Raw genomic sequence first — 16,870 nt, 5'->3', positions numbered from 1 at the left:
TGACTTATTGATAAACACCATATAAGTCGAAAACCACAACAAAATCAATGGTTTTAGGTAAATTTATCAATAATAAAAATGAGGTTTTATCGAACAATTGTCCGCCCGAAAGGCGGATTTTTTGTTTCTATTTGGCAGACCTTGAAGGTTTTAAAAACCTTCAAGGTCTGCCAAAATGTTAAAAAAGTTCCAATTGTTGGGGAACATCAGGCAAATCGTGCTTTTTTGTACCATAAAACAGCTCAATTTGCCCAAATTGCTTATCGGTAATTTGTAAAATCCCCACTTTACCATGTTCGGGTAATAGTGTTTTTACCCTTCTTTTGTGTACATCAGCATTTTCGCTGCTGGCACTATGCCTCACATACATGCTAAACTGAAACATACTGAAGCCATCCTGCATTAATTCTTTACGGAAACGGGCTGCCGCTTTCCGTTCTTTTTTGGTTTCGGTTGGTAAATCATACATGACTAATGTCCACATAACTCGGTAAGCGTTTAAGCGTTCGGTGTTTAGGTTCATGGTGTTTGTATTAATATTTACATCCCCCGTCCTGCGGACACCCCCTTCAAAGGGGGAAAGTGTTAAAGTTCAGGGTACAGTATTTTACGTTGTTCGCCATTAAAACATTTTACAATGCTCACCGCGGTGCGCTGTGTGGCTATCATTAAAGGGCTTTTTTCGCCATCTATTGTCACATCAACAGCCGGTATTTTTAATAAAACAGCCTTATGTTCTTTGGTCATGTCTTCTGTTATGCCCATCTCTTCTACCATTTGATGGACTATTTGGTCAACATAAGGGCGATAAGGTTCCATTAAGTCATCTGCCAGGCAGTAGGCATTGTACCTGTTTTTATGAAAAATACCAAGGGTAGGGAGCAAGCCCGCGGCTACAATACTACGTGCCATAGTGGCTCGTAAAATGGCATAACCATAATTTAAAAAATTATTGGGTGGCGGACCTTCGCGGTGACGAACAAAGCCGTTGACATGCCTGAAAATGGTTTGCCAATAATACACGGCGGCAGTGGCCTCGCAATTATCCGTGTCCCCACTTTTTACGTTGCGGTGCAAGGGTATTAAATAATCCGCAGGTAATGTTTTGCTTTCTAAGGCAGCTGCCTGATTTTTTATTTTTTGAGAAATGGTTTGCTGCCACAATTGTTTTTTTAATGGTTCACTCGCGCTTAATTGAGCCTCATATCGTTCTTGCTGTATGCTGTTACCCTCAATAGGTAATAACAAGCTTTGTGGCATATGACGGTAATCACAAATAATAACGGCTACATTATTTTCTTGTAGTGCTTGTAACAAACCACTCGTTAAAGTAATTTGCGGATTATCTATGACCACAATACCAATATCCTCAACGGGGATAGTAGCTAAAGCATCCCGTTTAAATTCAGTAATGTTTTCGACTACGCTCGAACTGACAAAACTCTCTACTTCGGGTAAACGGACAGCTAATTGAGCATGTTTAATACTCAAATACGACGGGTTACCAAAATAGAGTGTGCGTTTTATCATTTGATTTAAATTAAAATAACCAATTTATTGTACCATCGAGTTTTATTTCAAAATCTCTATTTTCTATTGCACAATTAAATTTATCTGCCCCAATCATTAATCTGGAATGATATTTATCCTTTTTAAACTCTGTATCTCCATTACCTAACTCATCATTTTTTCTTGCCTCTAGATGGTTTTGTAAATAAATGTATCTTGTAACTCCTATCTCATTAAATTTGTAGATACGAAATAAACGCCCTAGTATGATTTTATGATTTAGGTCCTTTAACTCTTCTAAAGTTTCGTCATAAAAAATACATTTTACTCCAACTTTAAGTATGTGAACTAAAGGGATTTCTGTTGTGTTTTTTCCTTTGCCCGTGATAATATTATTATAATAGGGTTCATTTAGTAGTTCATTTTCGTTTTTTATACTCAATTGTGCTAGTTCAAATAATCCCATTATTCTAAATGCTCTGTTTATTTTTTTATCAATTGTATTTTCATAGTACAGACAAAAAGTATTTGTATCATTTTGAGCATAGATATGATGTTTATATTCTTTTTTAGATTTGAAGTCATGTTGGTGAATTGCTATAGCCCTTTCTGTAGTTAAATAACCTCTTCCAGCAGCAACTTTGCAACGAACTTTCTTAATTACTTCATTGCCTTTATGAAAAGGTACGGGTTCTAATTTAGCCTTGTCAAAACTTAAGCCTGAGTCCATTCTTTTTTGTAATTCATTTTGAACTAACTCCCTGACTTTATCATCTACAATGTGTTTACAATCGTTTATATTAGTGAAAGATGAAATGGGATAGCGTTCTACTAATATAATTTCTTTCCCACTTTTTATAGCACCGAAAAAACTGTCTTTGTGTAACTGCCCTCTAATGCTATCACCTTTAGCTACCAATGGTATTTTTTTACCCTTCTCATCTATTTTATAATGCCATTTTCCATCATTTGACTTTTCTTTTACAAATTGCACTTCTCCTCGTTTACGAACATTCTTTTTGGTAGCTATAAGTGTGCGATGTTCTGGTAAATAATTGATTAAAATTTCATTTTCTATATTTATGATGTGTGAGGTTTTAAAATTAGTCCATTGTCTTGGCGTTTCATGATAACCTGTATTTATTTCATTTGCTTCATTATATTTAGCTAAAATTTTATCACGTATAGTAGCAGGTGGTATTAGTGTTAGAACTGCCGCGTCAATAGCATGGTGACTATGTTTGGTGCGTTCCTTTTTTTCTAAACGAGGTTGTATTTTAAATATTTTTCGAAAGTCTGATGTGATATTCCCTTTTTGAACTTCTACTTTTTTAAACACGGTTTTCAAAAAAGGTAAAGCATATTTAGTAATAGTTTGAGTATCCCTTAACTGGCTATTTCGCCATCCAGCTTTATATTCAGTTATTGTAAAAGTTTGAAGTTTATAGCGCCAATAATCTAACTCCATTTTCAGATAATGACGTTTGATAATAATATTGTCTCTTATTTCTTTATCTTCTGAAGTTTTGTCCTTCCATTCCTGATAAATTTTCTCTAAATCAATGATTTTTTTAAAATTACTTTTAGTAACTTTTTTTCCTTTTATAGTTTTTTCTTCTATTATTAATTTACCAAAGATACTCTGTAAAGTGTTTATTATTGGTTCATATTTCACTCCATTATATACATATTCAATATCATAATTAGGACACTCAGTAGGTAGTTTTTTGCCTTTAATTTGTTGGTTATATGTTTTGTCTGCAATTGTTAAATTTTTTAATTCATTGTCAAAACTCATACTTGCAGGTATACTGTGTTCATAATCATATTTACTTCCATCAAGGATATCACATAAACCTATTGATTTTCCTGTATAAATACATCTTCTATTTTGTTCTTCCCATAATCTTATTTTATCTATCAAATTTTTATCATTTTCATCAAATGAAGTTTTACACTCTTTGTTAATTTCTATAATTTGCTTTCTGTAAGTAACATTTTGAGCTTCCCTTTCTCTTTGCCAACGCTCAATCGCTTTGCGCTTATTCGTGTCATTTAATTCTCTAGCTATTTCTATAACAATTCTAGTCTCTTCATCAATCTTCTTTGTTTCAATTAAATAATTAATTAATTTTTTCAATTTATGTAAAGTCTTCAATGCCATTGGATTCTTAAATCCTTTACTAATTGGCTCTGGGCTGCCTAAATATTTTAAGCCATTTTTTTCAATTGCTTTTTTATAAGTTTCTTGCTCAGAAGGATGCCATAAATATTTTTTATTTTCTAATTTAATTCCATATGTTTCACTTATCCAATTGAATATTTTGTCATGTAATCGCTTCGGCTTTTCAAATACATTTTTAGAGTAAATCTTTTTTTGTAGAAAGGCTAGATATTTATTACTCACAAAATTTAGAGCATCTTGTCTTTCTATATTACTAAGTTTGTTCCATGAAACATGCCCAAATACTAAAAGCAATTTATTTTCAATGTCTGTTAAATCACTTTCATCTAATTGATATGATTCATCCATTCCAAAACGAGTATCTGCTTCTGCATTCAATTGGTCACTAATGAGTTCATTTACAGTCTGAATATATTTATTTTGTAGTTTATCATTTTGTATTATTGCACTTACTTCTTGAGAAAAATGTTGTATGTCTGTTTCTGTAATTTCATTTCTACCAAGTACTTTTGGTAAATTTGCCATGTAAATTGCTTCACTGTATATAAAGCCTTTTTGTAAGTATGGGACAATTTTCTTGATTGCATTTACACTTAGGGTTGCATAACCCTGTTGTAAGCGTATTTTTGAAAAAGATTTAGCCTCATCTTCATTTAATGATAGTTTTTCTACGGCAAAACGGTTTAAAAAATCGGTCCCAGTTTCCCCAGTATTTTTGTTTGTTGTTTTAACAAAATGTAAATGCCAAAGGTCTTCTATATTATAATTACAATCTAAATCTTTAGGTTTGTTTTCGATTAAATTTTGCCAACCTAATTTATCTTTCCATTCATCGCCAAAAATCTCTTGAATTCTATACAAAAATTGTACAGTATTAACTTTGGTATCGTCAGGAAATTTAGCAGTTATGAAATAACCTACTTTTTCTAATTTCTTCTTGATTACTGACAATTTAAAATCGGGAGAAGCCCTATAAAACTCTGGGTATACTATAGAGCTCAATATCTCTTGAATTTTTTTATTACCAGTATCACAATCATCGATCGGTTTTATTTTCAAATTATTTATAAATACCCATGTACGATATTCTTCATACAGAGGATGGCTAATTGGACATCTGCGTTTATTTTGTTCAAAGGTGCAAATGCCAACTAGACCTTTTTGTCCTCTTAACGGTCGTTGCCAAATAATTGATTTCCAAAATAATTTATAAAGGTGTTCAATATTTTGAACTCTACATATTTCTTTCAATTCAGCTTCATATCTGCTTCTTAGATTATATCGTTTTCTAATTCTTACTTTTTGTTCTTTTTGTATATGATATAGCGCAGCTCCTAGGGTTTTGTATTTTTCTATAAAAGGTTCTATTTCATTCGCTCCTAAAGCGCCAGCGTCCCCGCCACCTTTCATAATAGTTTTACTTAATTCATTTTTTTCATTTTCATCTATTTCGCTTCCGTCATTATAACCTCTTCTCTGAACTAGAAGATATAGTATTCTTCCAATTATATATGGTTCTTTTTTAAAAATTTCTTTTTTTGTTTCATCAACAATTAAGCTACGAAATAAGTAATAGCTTTCATGCTTACTAAATCCAAATCTTTCAAAATCAGTCTTTCCATCCCCATCAAAGTCAAATCTTAGCCATTGTATGAATTTTTCAGATTTAGGATATTTTCTACCAAATGGTTTTGAGTAATGTCGCCATTCATTCAATTCATCAATTGAAAGTGGACACATTTTGTTTTCGATAAGAATTTTTAATAATTCCCATTTTCTGTATTTTTCAGCCTGATAGTTTCTTCTAATTCCTCTTGCATCCGTTCGTTTTTGTACCATAGGATGTTCGCCTGATTTATCTTCAGCAACTCCTTTATCAAAGGTTAGTACTCCCTTGTCAATTATTTGGTTTTCATTTTCGTTTAAATCTCTAATTGCCCATCCAATACTATTTGTTCCTAAATCAACACCTAAAATTTTTTCCATATTTTTTTATTTCAATTTTTTATTTAGCTTTGTACCGAAAGCTTATCACAATAAGGCTATAAGCCGAAGATAATTCTTAAATCCTGCGTACTCCGTGGGATTTTTTTATTTAATGTATTTTTTATTTCTAACGTTTATTTAAATCAACTCCATTATGAAAACATCTAAAGCGGGAGGCAACTCTCGCTTTTTTTGTATAATAAATATAAAACATATTTTTGATACTTAATAAGTAGTGTACAATTTACTAACGCACGTGCCACAAACTTTTCTTCCTCTTTGTGCACTTCCTTCTCTAGCAGTATCCTCACTTACACATGAAAATATATCCAGGTGATGTTCTGATTTATCCATCTTGCCACATATGGATTTTTGGTTGCAAGCGCAGAAACCAGAAAAAGTAGGAGCGCACTCAAATACGTGCATTTCATCTGTGTTTGCTTTTTTCTTTAAAGAATAAACGGTTGTTGCCATAGTTTTTTTATTGGTTGATATTATTTAATCTACATTTGTTTGATCAATTCTTTAGCCTTGTCCAAATTATAAGCGCCTTCAATAGCATTTTTGTCAAATACCATCAGGTATTTATAATCGGGACCTGAAAGCTCCGCCCACTTTTTGCCGAGACGCAGTTTGGCTTCACTATCCGAATTGTCACGGTCACCGCCTTTTGTCTCTACCAAAATAACCTTGTTGTTTTTAGTTACTAAAATAAAATCGGGATAATGTTCAGATTTATAGCCATTCAATGAAAAGCCTTTCCCTTTTCCAAGATTGCGGTGCCAAAAAGCAATATTTGGGTAGTTGGCTATTTCCATAATAAATTGCAGTTCCAACCCATTCATATCGCCTTCATGCGTATATAATGAATTGCTAATGTTGGCAGAGGTTTTTACGGGAATAATCATGGCGGGCAATTTCCATGCGGTTTGTGTGTTAATCTTTCCAATATCTATCCATTCATTAAAAATCAGTTCTGCATGTCCATCAGCCAGTAATTTTATTTTTTGTTTAATCAGGTCGGTATAAGATAATTGATGTTGTAAAAAATCACGCAGTTGTTCTGTGGACATATCTTCCAAAATACGCCCAACATATTTTTTTATATCGGCATCAGGAATTGGGTACATGTCGCCTATTTGTTTTACAACACGGTGCATAATATCTTTTACCTGGCCTTCTTTGGGTTTAGCTAAAATATATTCTGCCACTTGCTCCTGTAATTGTGGATTTTCAAACTTATAGGAGCTCATCCGGTATTCTCCGTTTCGTATTTCTTCCGTATCAATTTTATATAATTCAGATACAATGCTTTCAAATTTAATATCATGCCCTTTGTCGGATAACTTAAAGCCTTTTAATAAGTTTGCTCTGTCAAGTAATACCGAATCATTTTCGAGGTCAAATTTTTCAAGATTTTTTACTTTGATGATAAATTTTGGAAGCGTAATTTGTTTTGCCTGTGCCTCAACGCTTTCACGCATTTTATAATATGTTGCTTTAATTCCCAATTCTGAAAGGTTTTGAATAATATAATCTGTATCATCCTGATTTGATATTTGTTGATCCATTTCCTGGCTCTGTTTAATTGCAATTGATTCTATATCGGCAATAACAGGTTTTGAAACTGTTTTTTTAGTATTGATATCAACTGAAATTTTTTTTGGGTCAAATATTTCGGTGATCTCATTAAAGGGCTGTTTGGTTTCTTTTTGTGATTTGTTTTCAGGTATTGTTTGTGTAATTTCTTCTTTTATGTTTTCAGGCATAACATCTTTTCCACGGTAATCATTTTCACTAAAGCCACAATCCTGTAAGCCTTTTATAATCGAGTTAAGCGTCTCATGAAATTTGGAAGAAGAAGTTAATACATAGGAAACGTTCAGCATGGGGTTTTTATGTTTCATGACATAAGGTTGGCGCAGTACACGACCAAGGATTTGTGTTACATCTGTTTGTGAAGACCTGTCGGCCAATGAAGCAAGAATGTACGCAAAGGGGCAATCCCATCCTTCTTTTAAAGCATTTACAGTAATGATGTAACGCACAGGACAGTCTTTACTGAGTAAATCAACTTGTTTTAACTCATTGATGTCGGCTGTTTTTATTTTTATTTTTTCTTCGTTTATGCCAATCTTAATGAGTTGTTGTTTGAGCTTATGAAACGTCATATTTTCTTCTTTCCCCTTTGATTGTGCCTGGAACAAAACAATAGGACGAATATATTTGCCTCCGTTTGCTTGCATTTCCAACGCCTCGGTTTCCAGTTTGTGCTGTAAATGAATGGCACTTTCTATAACGCCTTCAATGCTTTCATGATTATATACAATAACGGGAAGTTTCACCATGTTTTCTTTTTTTAATTCCATAGCAGAAACCAAACTGATGACATTAGCATTTTCTTTTGGCGTGGCCGTTAAATCCAGAATAAAACTTGGGTTCAGGTTCTGCAGCATTTCAACGCTTAAGTCACTTTCTGCATTATGGCTTTCATCAACCACTAAAATTGGGTTCAAACTTCGTATTACATTAATCAGCGCCGTTTCATCTGTGTTTTCCAGCACATGTAATTTGTTTTTATACGTTTGCGAAAAAACAGCAAGTGCACCATTCTGTTCAAATATTTTTCGGTCATCTTTATTTTTTGCACGTACTGATGCAAAATTCAACACCATAATGCTTAATTGCTCCTGAACAATAGAAGGATTAAAACTTGCACCTTGTAACAAGTCTTTTTTTTCGTAAACGCTAAGACGGTTATTAAATAAGCTGTTCAATTTCTGACAATACGGATGATCGGGATCGGATAAATTTTTAACCGTTTGATCCAATAAATTACTCCATGGCACGAGCCATACCACCGCTTTTGTTTTTTGGTGTGGCATCGCATCAAAGATTGTTTTAATGGCATTGCAGGCAATAAAGGTTTTGCCACCGGCCGTTGGCACTTTAATGCTTAAATGAACTGCCTCCGGAACATTATCTTTATAAGGACGCATGCCATCGCCGCTGAGCGGATTATACATACCGGCTTTGTCTTCCCAATAGCGGTTAAAGGCTTTGGCAGGATGTTTATCTTCCTGTAGATAATTGAAATAACCATTCAGGTGATCAATAACCTGTTTTTGGTAGGGTTTTAATTCCATAATATAATATATAATGTTGCTTCTAGACTACGCTCGAAGCGACGTTTAAAAACGGGTAATGTTTCGTGGTATTTTTTTGAATTCGATGTTAGTTGATCTTAAAAAACTTTCCGGTAGTAAGCAGTTATCGGCATATACGACATATCGTTCTGATTTTTCAGTAATATGTTCAGCTAAAGAATCAAAATCCAGGGTTGTCGGCTCCTTTTTATTATAAATAAAATAGTAGCCGGTATCATTATAGATACCAAGAAAATGCGGATTGTCTTGTTGAGGTTTATACTGGCTCCTTGTTTCCGAATACCAGATATATGCTTTGATTTTTTCTTCCGGAATTAATTCATTCAGGTTTTGGTTCTCATCAAATAAAGGCTCACCAATGGTATAATAATCAAAGCTTCCGCCTGTTCCTTCTGTATCTCCGTATCCTTTTATAACACGCTTTACACGTTCGGCAGTAATGGTTTCGGCGTAGTCTTCCAGTTCCACTAAAATGAATTTGCGATTACCGCCATCCTGTTTATTTAAATTGAGAACTGCGTGGGCAGTAGTGCCACTTCCCGCGAAGGAGTCTAGAATAATTGCATTTTCTTCAGAAACTACTTGTAAGAATAATTGAATTAAATCAGTCGGTTTTGGAAATGAAAATGTTTTTTTAGAAAATATTTCTTCTAAAATTGCAGTCCCTCTTCTACTAGTGTGTTCTTTCTCTAATTGAATTGATCTTATCAATTTACTGGAGTGACGCATTTTCTGAACTACTCTATATTCTCCAGATTCGGTTTTGTATCCAATTATTTCTTTATTTAATTCAGAAAAAGATTTGTCTTTTCCCCACCGCCAAACAAATTGAACGTTGTCTTTTACTGATTTTGGAGGGAATATCTCAATTGATTTATTTTTTTTCTCAAGGCCTATTTCAAAAAAGTCTTTTTCTAAAATATTGGTGGGATAAAGATAGAATGGATAATATAGATTCGGTCGGTTGTCAGGTGTGAATGCAACATTACTATTATACAAAGGATGAATATTGAATCCACTTATTTCGTCCTGATATTTGAATTTTTTATCTTTATCAGGAACCATATTTGAAGTTAGCGTATACTCTTTCTTTGCATAAAAAAGTGCAAATTCATGCATTTTTCCTATATGACCATAGTCACGCGCATTTGGTGTAGTATTAATGATAAAACTTCCAATGAAATTTTTTGGTCCAAAAATTTCATCCATTATTGATTTGAGATACGCTTGCTCATTATCATCTATTGAGATAAAAATAGCGCCATCATCTGCGAGCAAGCGATGTAATAGCTGTAATCTTGGATACATCATGCAAAGCCATTTATCATGTCTGGTCAAATCTTCACTTTCTTTGCCTACAATTTCACCTAACCATTTTTGAATTTTCGGATGACTAACGTTATCGTTATAAACCCAACCTTCATTGCCTGTGTTATAAGGCGGGTCAATATAAATGCACTTTATCTTCCCTTCGTATTCTGGCAGTAAGGATTTTAGAGCTTCCAGGTTATCGCCATGAATGATCTTGTTGCCACTATGGGTTTCTGTTTTGTGTTTTGCTTTTTCAGTAAACCCATATTGGTGGTTTAATACACGGTAAGGGACATCAAGGTGATGATTGATGATTTTTTCTTTTCCAATCCAGTTGAGTGTAGGCATAGTTTGTCTTGTTTTATGCACGAACACTTTGTTAACGTGGGGATGCTAACTCTATATCCGAGGTGGTCGAATACCTTTGAAACAAAGAAAGCAAGCCCACGTATGTCCGTGAGCGTTTTGCAATACTTCTGTTTCAATTTGAAAATTCGACCTTTTCGGATACAGTTGATTGGTTAGACGCTGGTTATTATTTTATTTTTCTCTTATAATATTAATTTTAAGTGTTAAAATAATATGCACTATTTTTTAGGGCACATTAAAAGTATAAATTATTTTTTAAATCAAAATTTCATAATTTGTTTATTCTATAATCACTTGTAGTGATTATCAAGTTATTTGTCATTGCATAATGTGTTAAAAAATATAGGGCAAATTATAAGTACAACTCCAAAACTAAATCATTTATTTTTAAAAACAAACGCATACACTTTCAGAGAATTTACAAAAAATCGAAAAATCTTACATCAGAATGAATGCAGCCATTGATTTTGCTCAAAAAAATTTTATGAAATTTTTTTTGGTTTTTTTCATAATTTTTTGTGAAAAAGATGCGATTAGCCTCTTAAGAATTGATTTTAAAATAAGTCCATCATTTAAAATAACTTATTTCATATTTATAAGGATTAAAAATACAAAAGGCGCAAATTTTAAAATTTGCGCCTTTTAAAGAAGTCCCAAACATACTAATTTCGAACGAATTGCTAGAGGACATACGGAAACTGGCTGATTTATATGACTATTTTAAATTGACTGGGGCTTAACAGGTGATAATAAAATTAGGTTTAGTGTATCCTTTCTAAAATAAAGTGTTATACTATAACTGAAATTAATAATCTACATTAACAGCAAGCTTCTAATCAGAAACTATGAAAATAAAATTACTTTCTATCACTTTCCTTTTTGGTTTTTTACATGCAATTCCATGCACCGTATATAAAATAACCAAAAATGGGAAAACCTTTGTTGGAAATAATGAGGACTATTGGGATGCAAATACGCGAATATGGTTTGAAAAAGGAAAAGCCGGTGAATATGGAGCAATGTATGTAGGACAGGATAACCTTGTTGCACAGGGAGGCATGAACGAAAAGGGCCTCGTATTTGATGGTTTTTCTGTACAGGAAAGGCAAATCAAATACAAAGCCGGGAAATTGAAATTTTACCCGACTCTCTTCAAAGACGTCATAAAGAAATGCCAGAATACTGCTGAAGTTGCTGCAATGTTAGATAAATATGATTTGAGTCCCTTAAACGGCGGCATGTTATTATACGTTGAAAAAAACGGTAAGTACCTGGTGGTAGAAGCTGATACCATGATGATGGGAAATGAGGATAATTATTTGTTATCTAATTTTTGTCCTTCGCAAACCTCTAATGTTCAGGATCTGAACATACCATACTATCAGAAAGGAAGAAAGTTGATGGAGCAGCGTATTGACACAAGCATGAGTTATCTTACTCAACTGAGTGATACTCTTCATCAGGATTTTGGAAAGGGATTTGGTGGGACTCTTTACACAACAATTTATGATCTCAATGAAGGAACAGTAAACTTATATTTTTATCATGATTACAGAGTAACAGTCAAATTCAATCTCAAAAATGAACTCAACAATAAAGATAGAATCCTGATAATCCCTGAAATGTTTCCCGATAACACCGCAGGCCAATTCCATTATTCAAAATGGAATAATGCTAAAGAAGCTGTCCGGTCTTTGGCAGTAAGCAGCGTCGCTAACGACTCCCTGGCGCTTGATGATTTTATTGAAGCTGAAAAACTATATCCTATGATCAAGGTTATGGAACTTGATGTAAATGATGTTGGATACGCGTTACTTGAAAAAGGAAAATTAACTGCAGCAATTAATGTATTTAAACTGAACGTAAAATATTTTCCGAAATCCTGGAATTGTTATGACAGCCTGGCCGATGGTTACATGAAGGCTAAGGAGTATTCGCTTGCATTGTTCAATTATAAAAAGTCCGTCGAGATGAACCCGAAAAATGAACACGGTCATAATCAGATTCGCAAGATAGAGAAGCGCGTGTCACGTTGAACGCCTAACTTAGTTCGAACGGTAGATCGTTGATTTAAAACAGATTAATATCTCTAAGGGCCGTCGATAAGATTTCGAACAAAAAACCCTCTGAAATCAATTGATTCAGAGGGTTTTTTTAGAGGTCCCGAGCGCTACCGGGCGCATCGCTCCTGTGTCGGTCGTACCAATGGTTTTAGTGTACTATACCTTTGACCCTTGGGTATTACTTAAACATTTTGGGCAACTCTGACCCTTTTATATTACTTTTGTTCATTTGAACAAAAGTTAAAGAAACACCACGTGATTAATCCTTACGTGCGCCAATTCAATGATCCACGGCCCCTTAATTGATACCTCACCAACTAGACATAAGGAACAAGCGTTAAGAAAAGGATCGATTTCATGAATAGAGAAAGAAATTGATCTGTTATTTCTTTTTGTATCTGAGCTTACTACTTGTATAGGCTGCAAAACAACCAAAACCACCTTTTACATTGGAGTAAATGAGGGTTGACTCGGCTTGAGGGGGAAAACTGATTCCATTGCCAGAGTAATTTTTAAGCGACTTATAAAACTTGTAATACGATTCGCTGCAATTATAAAGAAAAACATCATAATACTCAGTAGAATAGTACTGAGTAGAATCAACTCTTTGATAAAACCTACCATCCAAAGAGCTGCTTTCTCCATTATGGTTCAAATCGCTATACAGCTCATTAATTCGCGTATCGTTAACTATTGTGTCAGTTTGACCATTATAAACAAAACCATGTGATGCAGCTATCCGGTAATAATTTACGCCATTAGCATCATCGGTAAAAAAGGTTTTTATTCTATCGCTTGTTTGGTAATTTTCAGTAATGGTTTCTACTGTTACCGTGTTTAGAGGAACGGCTACGGAGGGCACTTGTGTTTCCGCTGTGGCTACATCACCATTGATTGTTATTACCGTCATTTTATAAACTTGTCCGGGTACAATAGGGTAGGTATTTGTGTTTAATTCGTAATACTGTGTGTTTTGATTAAAAATGAGTTGTGTTGTTCCCTGCGTACTGCTAATCTTCACATCTCCATCGGAAACCGGTGCCAGGACATCTATTTGATTGCTGCTATATAAAGGCGAAGACGATAGTAATTTTAAACGGATGACGGAGTCAGTAGGGCATATATACGAATACACCACCGGCAACGGTTTTGCTTCGGGTAATTTCACCATCGCTTCTTTTGTACACGACAGAAACAAAAAACAACTTATTAGTAATATAAAAAATATCCTCATCATTTAAAATTTATAACTCCATGAAACACTTGGTAAAATTGGAAACAAAGATGCCTGCATCAATTTGTTCTTCTTTGAGTCATTATCGTAACTTATATAATAGAAGAACGGATTTTGACGACTGTAAACATTATACAAACTAACTTCAAAGGTGCGAACACAACGCTTTAATTTTTTATGGAACTGGATGCCAATATCCATGCGATGATACGGAGACATACGGAAAGAATTCTTTTTTCCATAATCACCACCTATGGTGTAAGGCCAAAGCTCACCAGGTCGCGCTTGCTGTTGTGTGCCCGGAATCGTATGTTGCTCTATGCCATAAGAAGCGATTGGTAATGTGATGGCGTTTCCTGTTCCATATACCCAGGTAGCAGAAAGGGTAATGTGATCATTTATTTTATAGATGCCAACTACCGAAATATCATGTCTTCTGTCGTAACGTGCAGGAAATCTTTCTCCAAAGTTTAACGAATCAAATTGCAACCAGGTCCACGATAAGGTGTAACCAATCCATCCGGTAAATTTTCCAACTTTTTTTTGAATCAACAGCTCAGCACCATAACTTAAACCGGTGCCCGAAACAACTTTGGTTTGCCAATCGTTTTGCGTTTCGGGATTGCTATTATCACCTACATTCAAAAAGTTTGCGCCTTCTTTGTAATTCAATACATTTTTCATCCATTTGTAATAGCCTTCAACAGTAATGGTTATGTTTTTGTTAGGTAAGTCCTTCGCTAAACCCAGCGCCACTTGTTGCGATTGCTGTGGTTTTACTTTGTTGGTTGCCGGCACCCACAAATCTGTTGGTAGCCCGATACCTGTGCTGGATAATAAATGTAAGTATTGATTCATCATGGCATAAGAGCCTTTCAAAGAGAAATTGTTTCCTAAAAAATATCTTACCGCTGCTCTTGGTTCAGGATTAAAGAAATCATTTCCTTTACTTGATAAAGCAGAAAGCCGGAAACCAATATTCATTTTAAGCTTGGAAGTCATTCTCCAATCATCTTCAATAAAAATCCCCCCTTCGTAGGTATCAATGGCACGCGATTTAATATTGAGCTCATTAACCGGATCGGAAGCTTTGATAACCAAAGCCTGGGGAATAAAATGATGCCAGGTAGCATTGGCGCCAAACCTGATATAATGATTTGGATGGGGCATAAAATCAAAATTGTACTTTACTCCAAAGTCACGAATATTGGACGTGTATTTTAAATTATAATAATCATTGTCATATTTTTCCTGGTTCTCAATTCCTAATTTATAGTTCGTGAAAATAAATGAGAGGTTTGAAAATAACCGGCTATTGAATAAGTGATTCCATCTCAAAGTACTTGTTGCATTGCCCCAATTAATTCCAGACATGCTTTCTGAATCCGCCGTCTTTCTTTTCAAATAAAATTTATCCTGGCCAAAATATCCGCTTAAATACAATCGATTTTTATCATTAAATACGTAATTTATTTTTGCATTTATGTCATAAAAGTAATATCCCAATTTTCCATCTTTGGGAAGAAAAGGAGCAACAAGCGCATCTATGTATGTTCTTCTACCCGATATAAGAAACGAACATTTGTTTTTGATAATTGGACCTTCTAGCGTTAAACGAGCAGCAATAAGGCCAATACCAGCCTCTCCATGAATCTTTTCTTTATTCCCATCTTTCATTTGAAGATCAATTACAGACGAAAGTCTACCTCCGTATCTTGCAGGAAAACCTCCTTTGATTAACTCCACACTTTTTAACGCATCGCCATTAAATACAGAAAAGAAACCAAATAAATGATTAGCATTGTATACTGGAGCTTCGTCCAAAATAATTAAATTTTGATCGGGACCACCGCCACGAACGTAAATACCTGTACTTCCTTCACTTCCCTTTTGTACACCTGGCATTAATTGAATTACTTTTAAAACATCCTTTTCTCCCATTAAAGCGGGAATTTGTTTAATCTGTTCGATAGGTATGTCAACGCTACTCATTTGAGTTTCTTCGCTTATCTTTCTAGTTTGTTCAGCACTTACAGTAACTTCCTGAAGATGCTCAGCGCCCATTTCAACATTGAAACTTATATTTTTATCCAAATAGAAACTGATTTTTTTTGCTTTAAAGCCGACATAACTAAAAATCACTTCAACTGAATCTTTTGGTAATGTAATAGAGTAGAAGCCATAATTATTTGAAGCTGTTCCAACTTTTAATTTTGGAACGTAAACTGTAACACCGGGAAGATTTTCTTTACTGCCTTTTTCGCTTATATAACCGCTTATCGTAAATTTATTTTGCGCATAAATACCCTGAAAGAGCATTAAAAATAAAAACAGATAAAGGATTTTTAAGATCATTAAGACTAAACGTTACATATTCATTTTTATTGTGAAATCGCTGTTATTAGAACAATTTTCATATGACAATTCCGTTAATTAGTAATGAAAAAACTTTTCTTTTTTTGTGTGATGTTAATCATTTGCCTTGATCTTCACCCTCATGGTAAATTAAAACCTCAATGTAAATTTGGGCTTAAATTAGGTTTAGGAATGCGTACTATTACAGGCTTTCCCTTAAAAACTCATCCAAAACCTGCCTTGATGGGTGGAATGTGGGTTCAGATAAAAATAAGTAAAAGCTAGACCATGCAGGCTGAACTATATGAACTTGGGAAAGGAACTGGTGGAGGCCGTCTTGGTTATGGCGATTATTTATTACGTCTGTCTTACTTTGAAGTCCCAATCCTCTTTCAATATAACAAGAAAAATGGTTACGTTGAATTTGGTCCGGCATTAACAGCATTGATTAATACCGGAGAATATACGAACAGAGGAGCGTTTCCTTTCCAAACAGATCTTTATCCCTTTAGTAATAAAGACTTCACATTTAATCTGGGTGCGGGTTTTGTAGTTAAAGAAAAATGGTTTGTAGGATTGCGATTGAGCCACTCCCTTCTTCCTGTTCGAAAACAATTACCGGGAGCTTCTCATCAGGTTTACAATAGAAGTATAGTACTTTCTATTAGTCGTCAAATAAGCTTTAAAGCTT

At 34.2% G+C, this 16,870-nt stretch carries 8 protein-coding genes and 1 pseudogene; 2 read left to right on the top strand and 7 right to left on the bottom strand.

Going from position 1 to position 16,870, the window contains the following annotated elements:
- Positions 1-178 precede the first annotated feature (178 nt).
- The 5 genes from cas2 to B3C18_RS19195 all read right to left on the bottom strand — a co-directional run bounded on the left by cas2 (position 179) and on the right by B3C18_RS19195 (position 10,506).
- Positions 179-523, bottom strand: coding sequence for a CRISPR-associated endonuclease Cas2 (cas2, locus tag B3C18_RS19215; protein WP_291150361.1), 345 nt, complete (start codon positions 521-523; stop codon positions 179-181).
- A 62-nt stretch (positions 524-585) separates the two neighbouring features.
- On the bottom strand, positions 586-1,530 hold the full coding sequence (gene cas1 / locus B3C18_RS19210; RefSeq protein WP_291150357.1) for a type II CRISPR-associated endonuclease Cas1: 945 nt from the start codon (positions 1,528-1,530) through the stop codon (positions 586-588).
- 10 nt (positions 1,531-1,540) lie between these two features.
- Positions 1,541-5,680 (bottom strand): type II CRISPR RNA-guided endonuclease Cas9, encoded by a 4,140-nt coding sequence (gene cas9, locus B3C18_RS19205; RefSeq protein ID WP_291150355.1) that lies wholly within the window; start codon positions 5,678-5,680, stop codon positions 1,541-1,543.
- Between the two features lie 503 nt (positions 5,681-6,183).
- Positions 6,184-8,826 (bottom strand): DEAD/DEAH box helicase, encoded by a 2,643-nt coding sequence (locus B3C18_RS19200; protein WP_291150353.1) that lies wholly within the window; start codon positions 8,824-8,826, stop codon positions 6,184-6,186.
- A gap of 45 nt (positions 8,827-8,871) precedes the next feature.
- Positions 8,872-10,506 carry a site-specific DNA-methyltransferase gene (locus B3C18_RS19195; protein WP_291150351.1) on the bottom strand — a complete coding sequence of 545 codons (1,635 nt, stop codon included), beginning with the start codon at positions 10,504-10,506 and terminating at the stop codon, positions 8,872-8,874.
- 866 nt (positions 10,507-11,372) lie between these two features.
- Between B3C18_RS19195 and B3C18_RS19190 the strand changes: the two genes are divergently transcribed.
- Entirely contained in the window at positions 11,373-12,563 is a 1,191-nt protein-coding gene (locus B3C18_RS19190) for a tetratricopeptide repeat protein (RefSeq protein ID WP_291150348.1), read from the top strand.
- 409 nt (positions 12,564-12,972) lie between these two features.
- Here B3C18_RS19190 and B3C18_RS19185 read toward each other — a convergent pair whose 3' ends face one another.
- Entirely contained in the window at positions 12,973-13,761 is a 789-nt protein-coding gene (locus B3C18_RS19185; protein ID WP_291150345.1) for a DUF4249 domain-containing protein, read from the bottom strand.
- Between the two features lie 66 nt (positions 13,762-13,827).
- Positions 13,828-16,179: a TonB-dependent receptor gene (locus B3C18_RS19180; RefSeq protein ID WP_291150342.1), complete on the bottom strand. Its 2,352-nt coding sequence runs from the start codon at positions 16,177-16,179 to the stop codon at positions 13,828-13,830.
- A 288-nt stretch (positions 16,180-16,467) separates the two neighbouring features.
- Here B3C18_RS19180 and B3C18_RS19175 point away from each other — a divergent pair.
- Positions 16,468-16,870: pseudogene (locus B3C18_RS19175) on the top strand (hypothetical protein); the annotation flags it as partial.

This window comes from Flavobacterium sp. UBA7680, assembly GCF_002482975.1.
In the GTDB taxonomy this organism is placed as follows: Bacteria; Bacteroidota; Bacteroidia; order Flavobacteriales; family Flavobacteriaceae; genus Flavobacterium.
The sequence above is the reverse complement of the archived record's forward strand: the minus strand, read 5'-3'. Positions and strand labels throughout refer to the sequence as shown.

Bases quoted from the DNA above. Each gene is read 5' to 3' on its own strand.
- cas2 (WP_291150361.1), bottom strand. From the start codon at position 523: ATGAACCTAAACACCGAACGCTTAAACGCTTACCGAGTTATGTGGACA.
- cas1 (WP_291150357.1), bottom strand. From the start codon at position 1,530: ATGATAAAACGCACACTCTATTTTGGTAACCCGTCGTATTTGAGTATT.
- cas9 (WP_291150355.1), bottom strand. From the start codon at position 5,680: ATGGAAAAAATTTTAGGTGTTGATTTAGGAACAAATAGTATTGGATGG.
- B3C18_RS19200 (WP_291150353.1), bottom strand. From the start codon at position 8,826: ATGGAATTAAAACCCTACCAAAAACAGGTTATTGATCACCTGAATGGT.
- B3C18_RS19195 (WP_291150351.1), bottom strand. From the start codon at position 10,506: ATGCCTACACTCAACTGGATTGGAAAAGAAAAAATCATCAATCATCAC.
- B3C18_RS19190 (WP_291150348.1), top strand. From the start codon at position 11,373: ATGAAAATAAAATTACTTTCTATCACTTTCCTTTTTGGTTTTTTACAT.
- B3C18_RS19185 (WP_291150345.1), bottom strand. From the start codon at position 13,761: ATGGTGAAATTACCCGAAGCAAAACCGTTGCCGGTGGTGTATTCGTAT.
- B3C18_RS19180 (WP_291150342.1), bottom strand. From the start codon at position 16,179: ATGATCTTAAAAATCCTTTATCTGTTTTTATTTTTAATGCTCTTTCAG.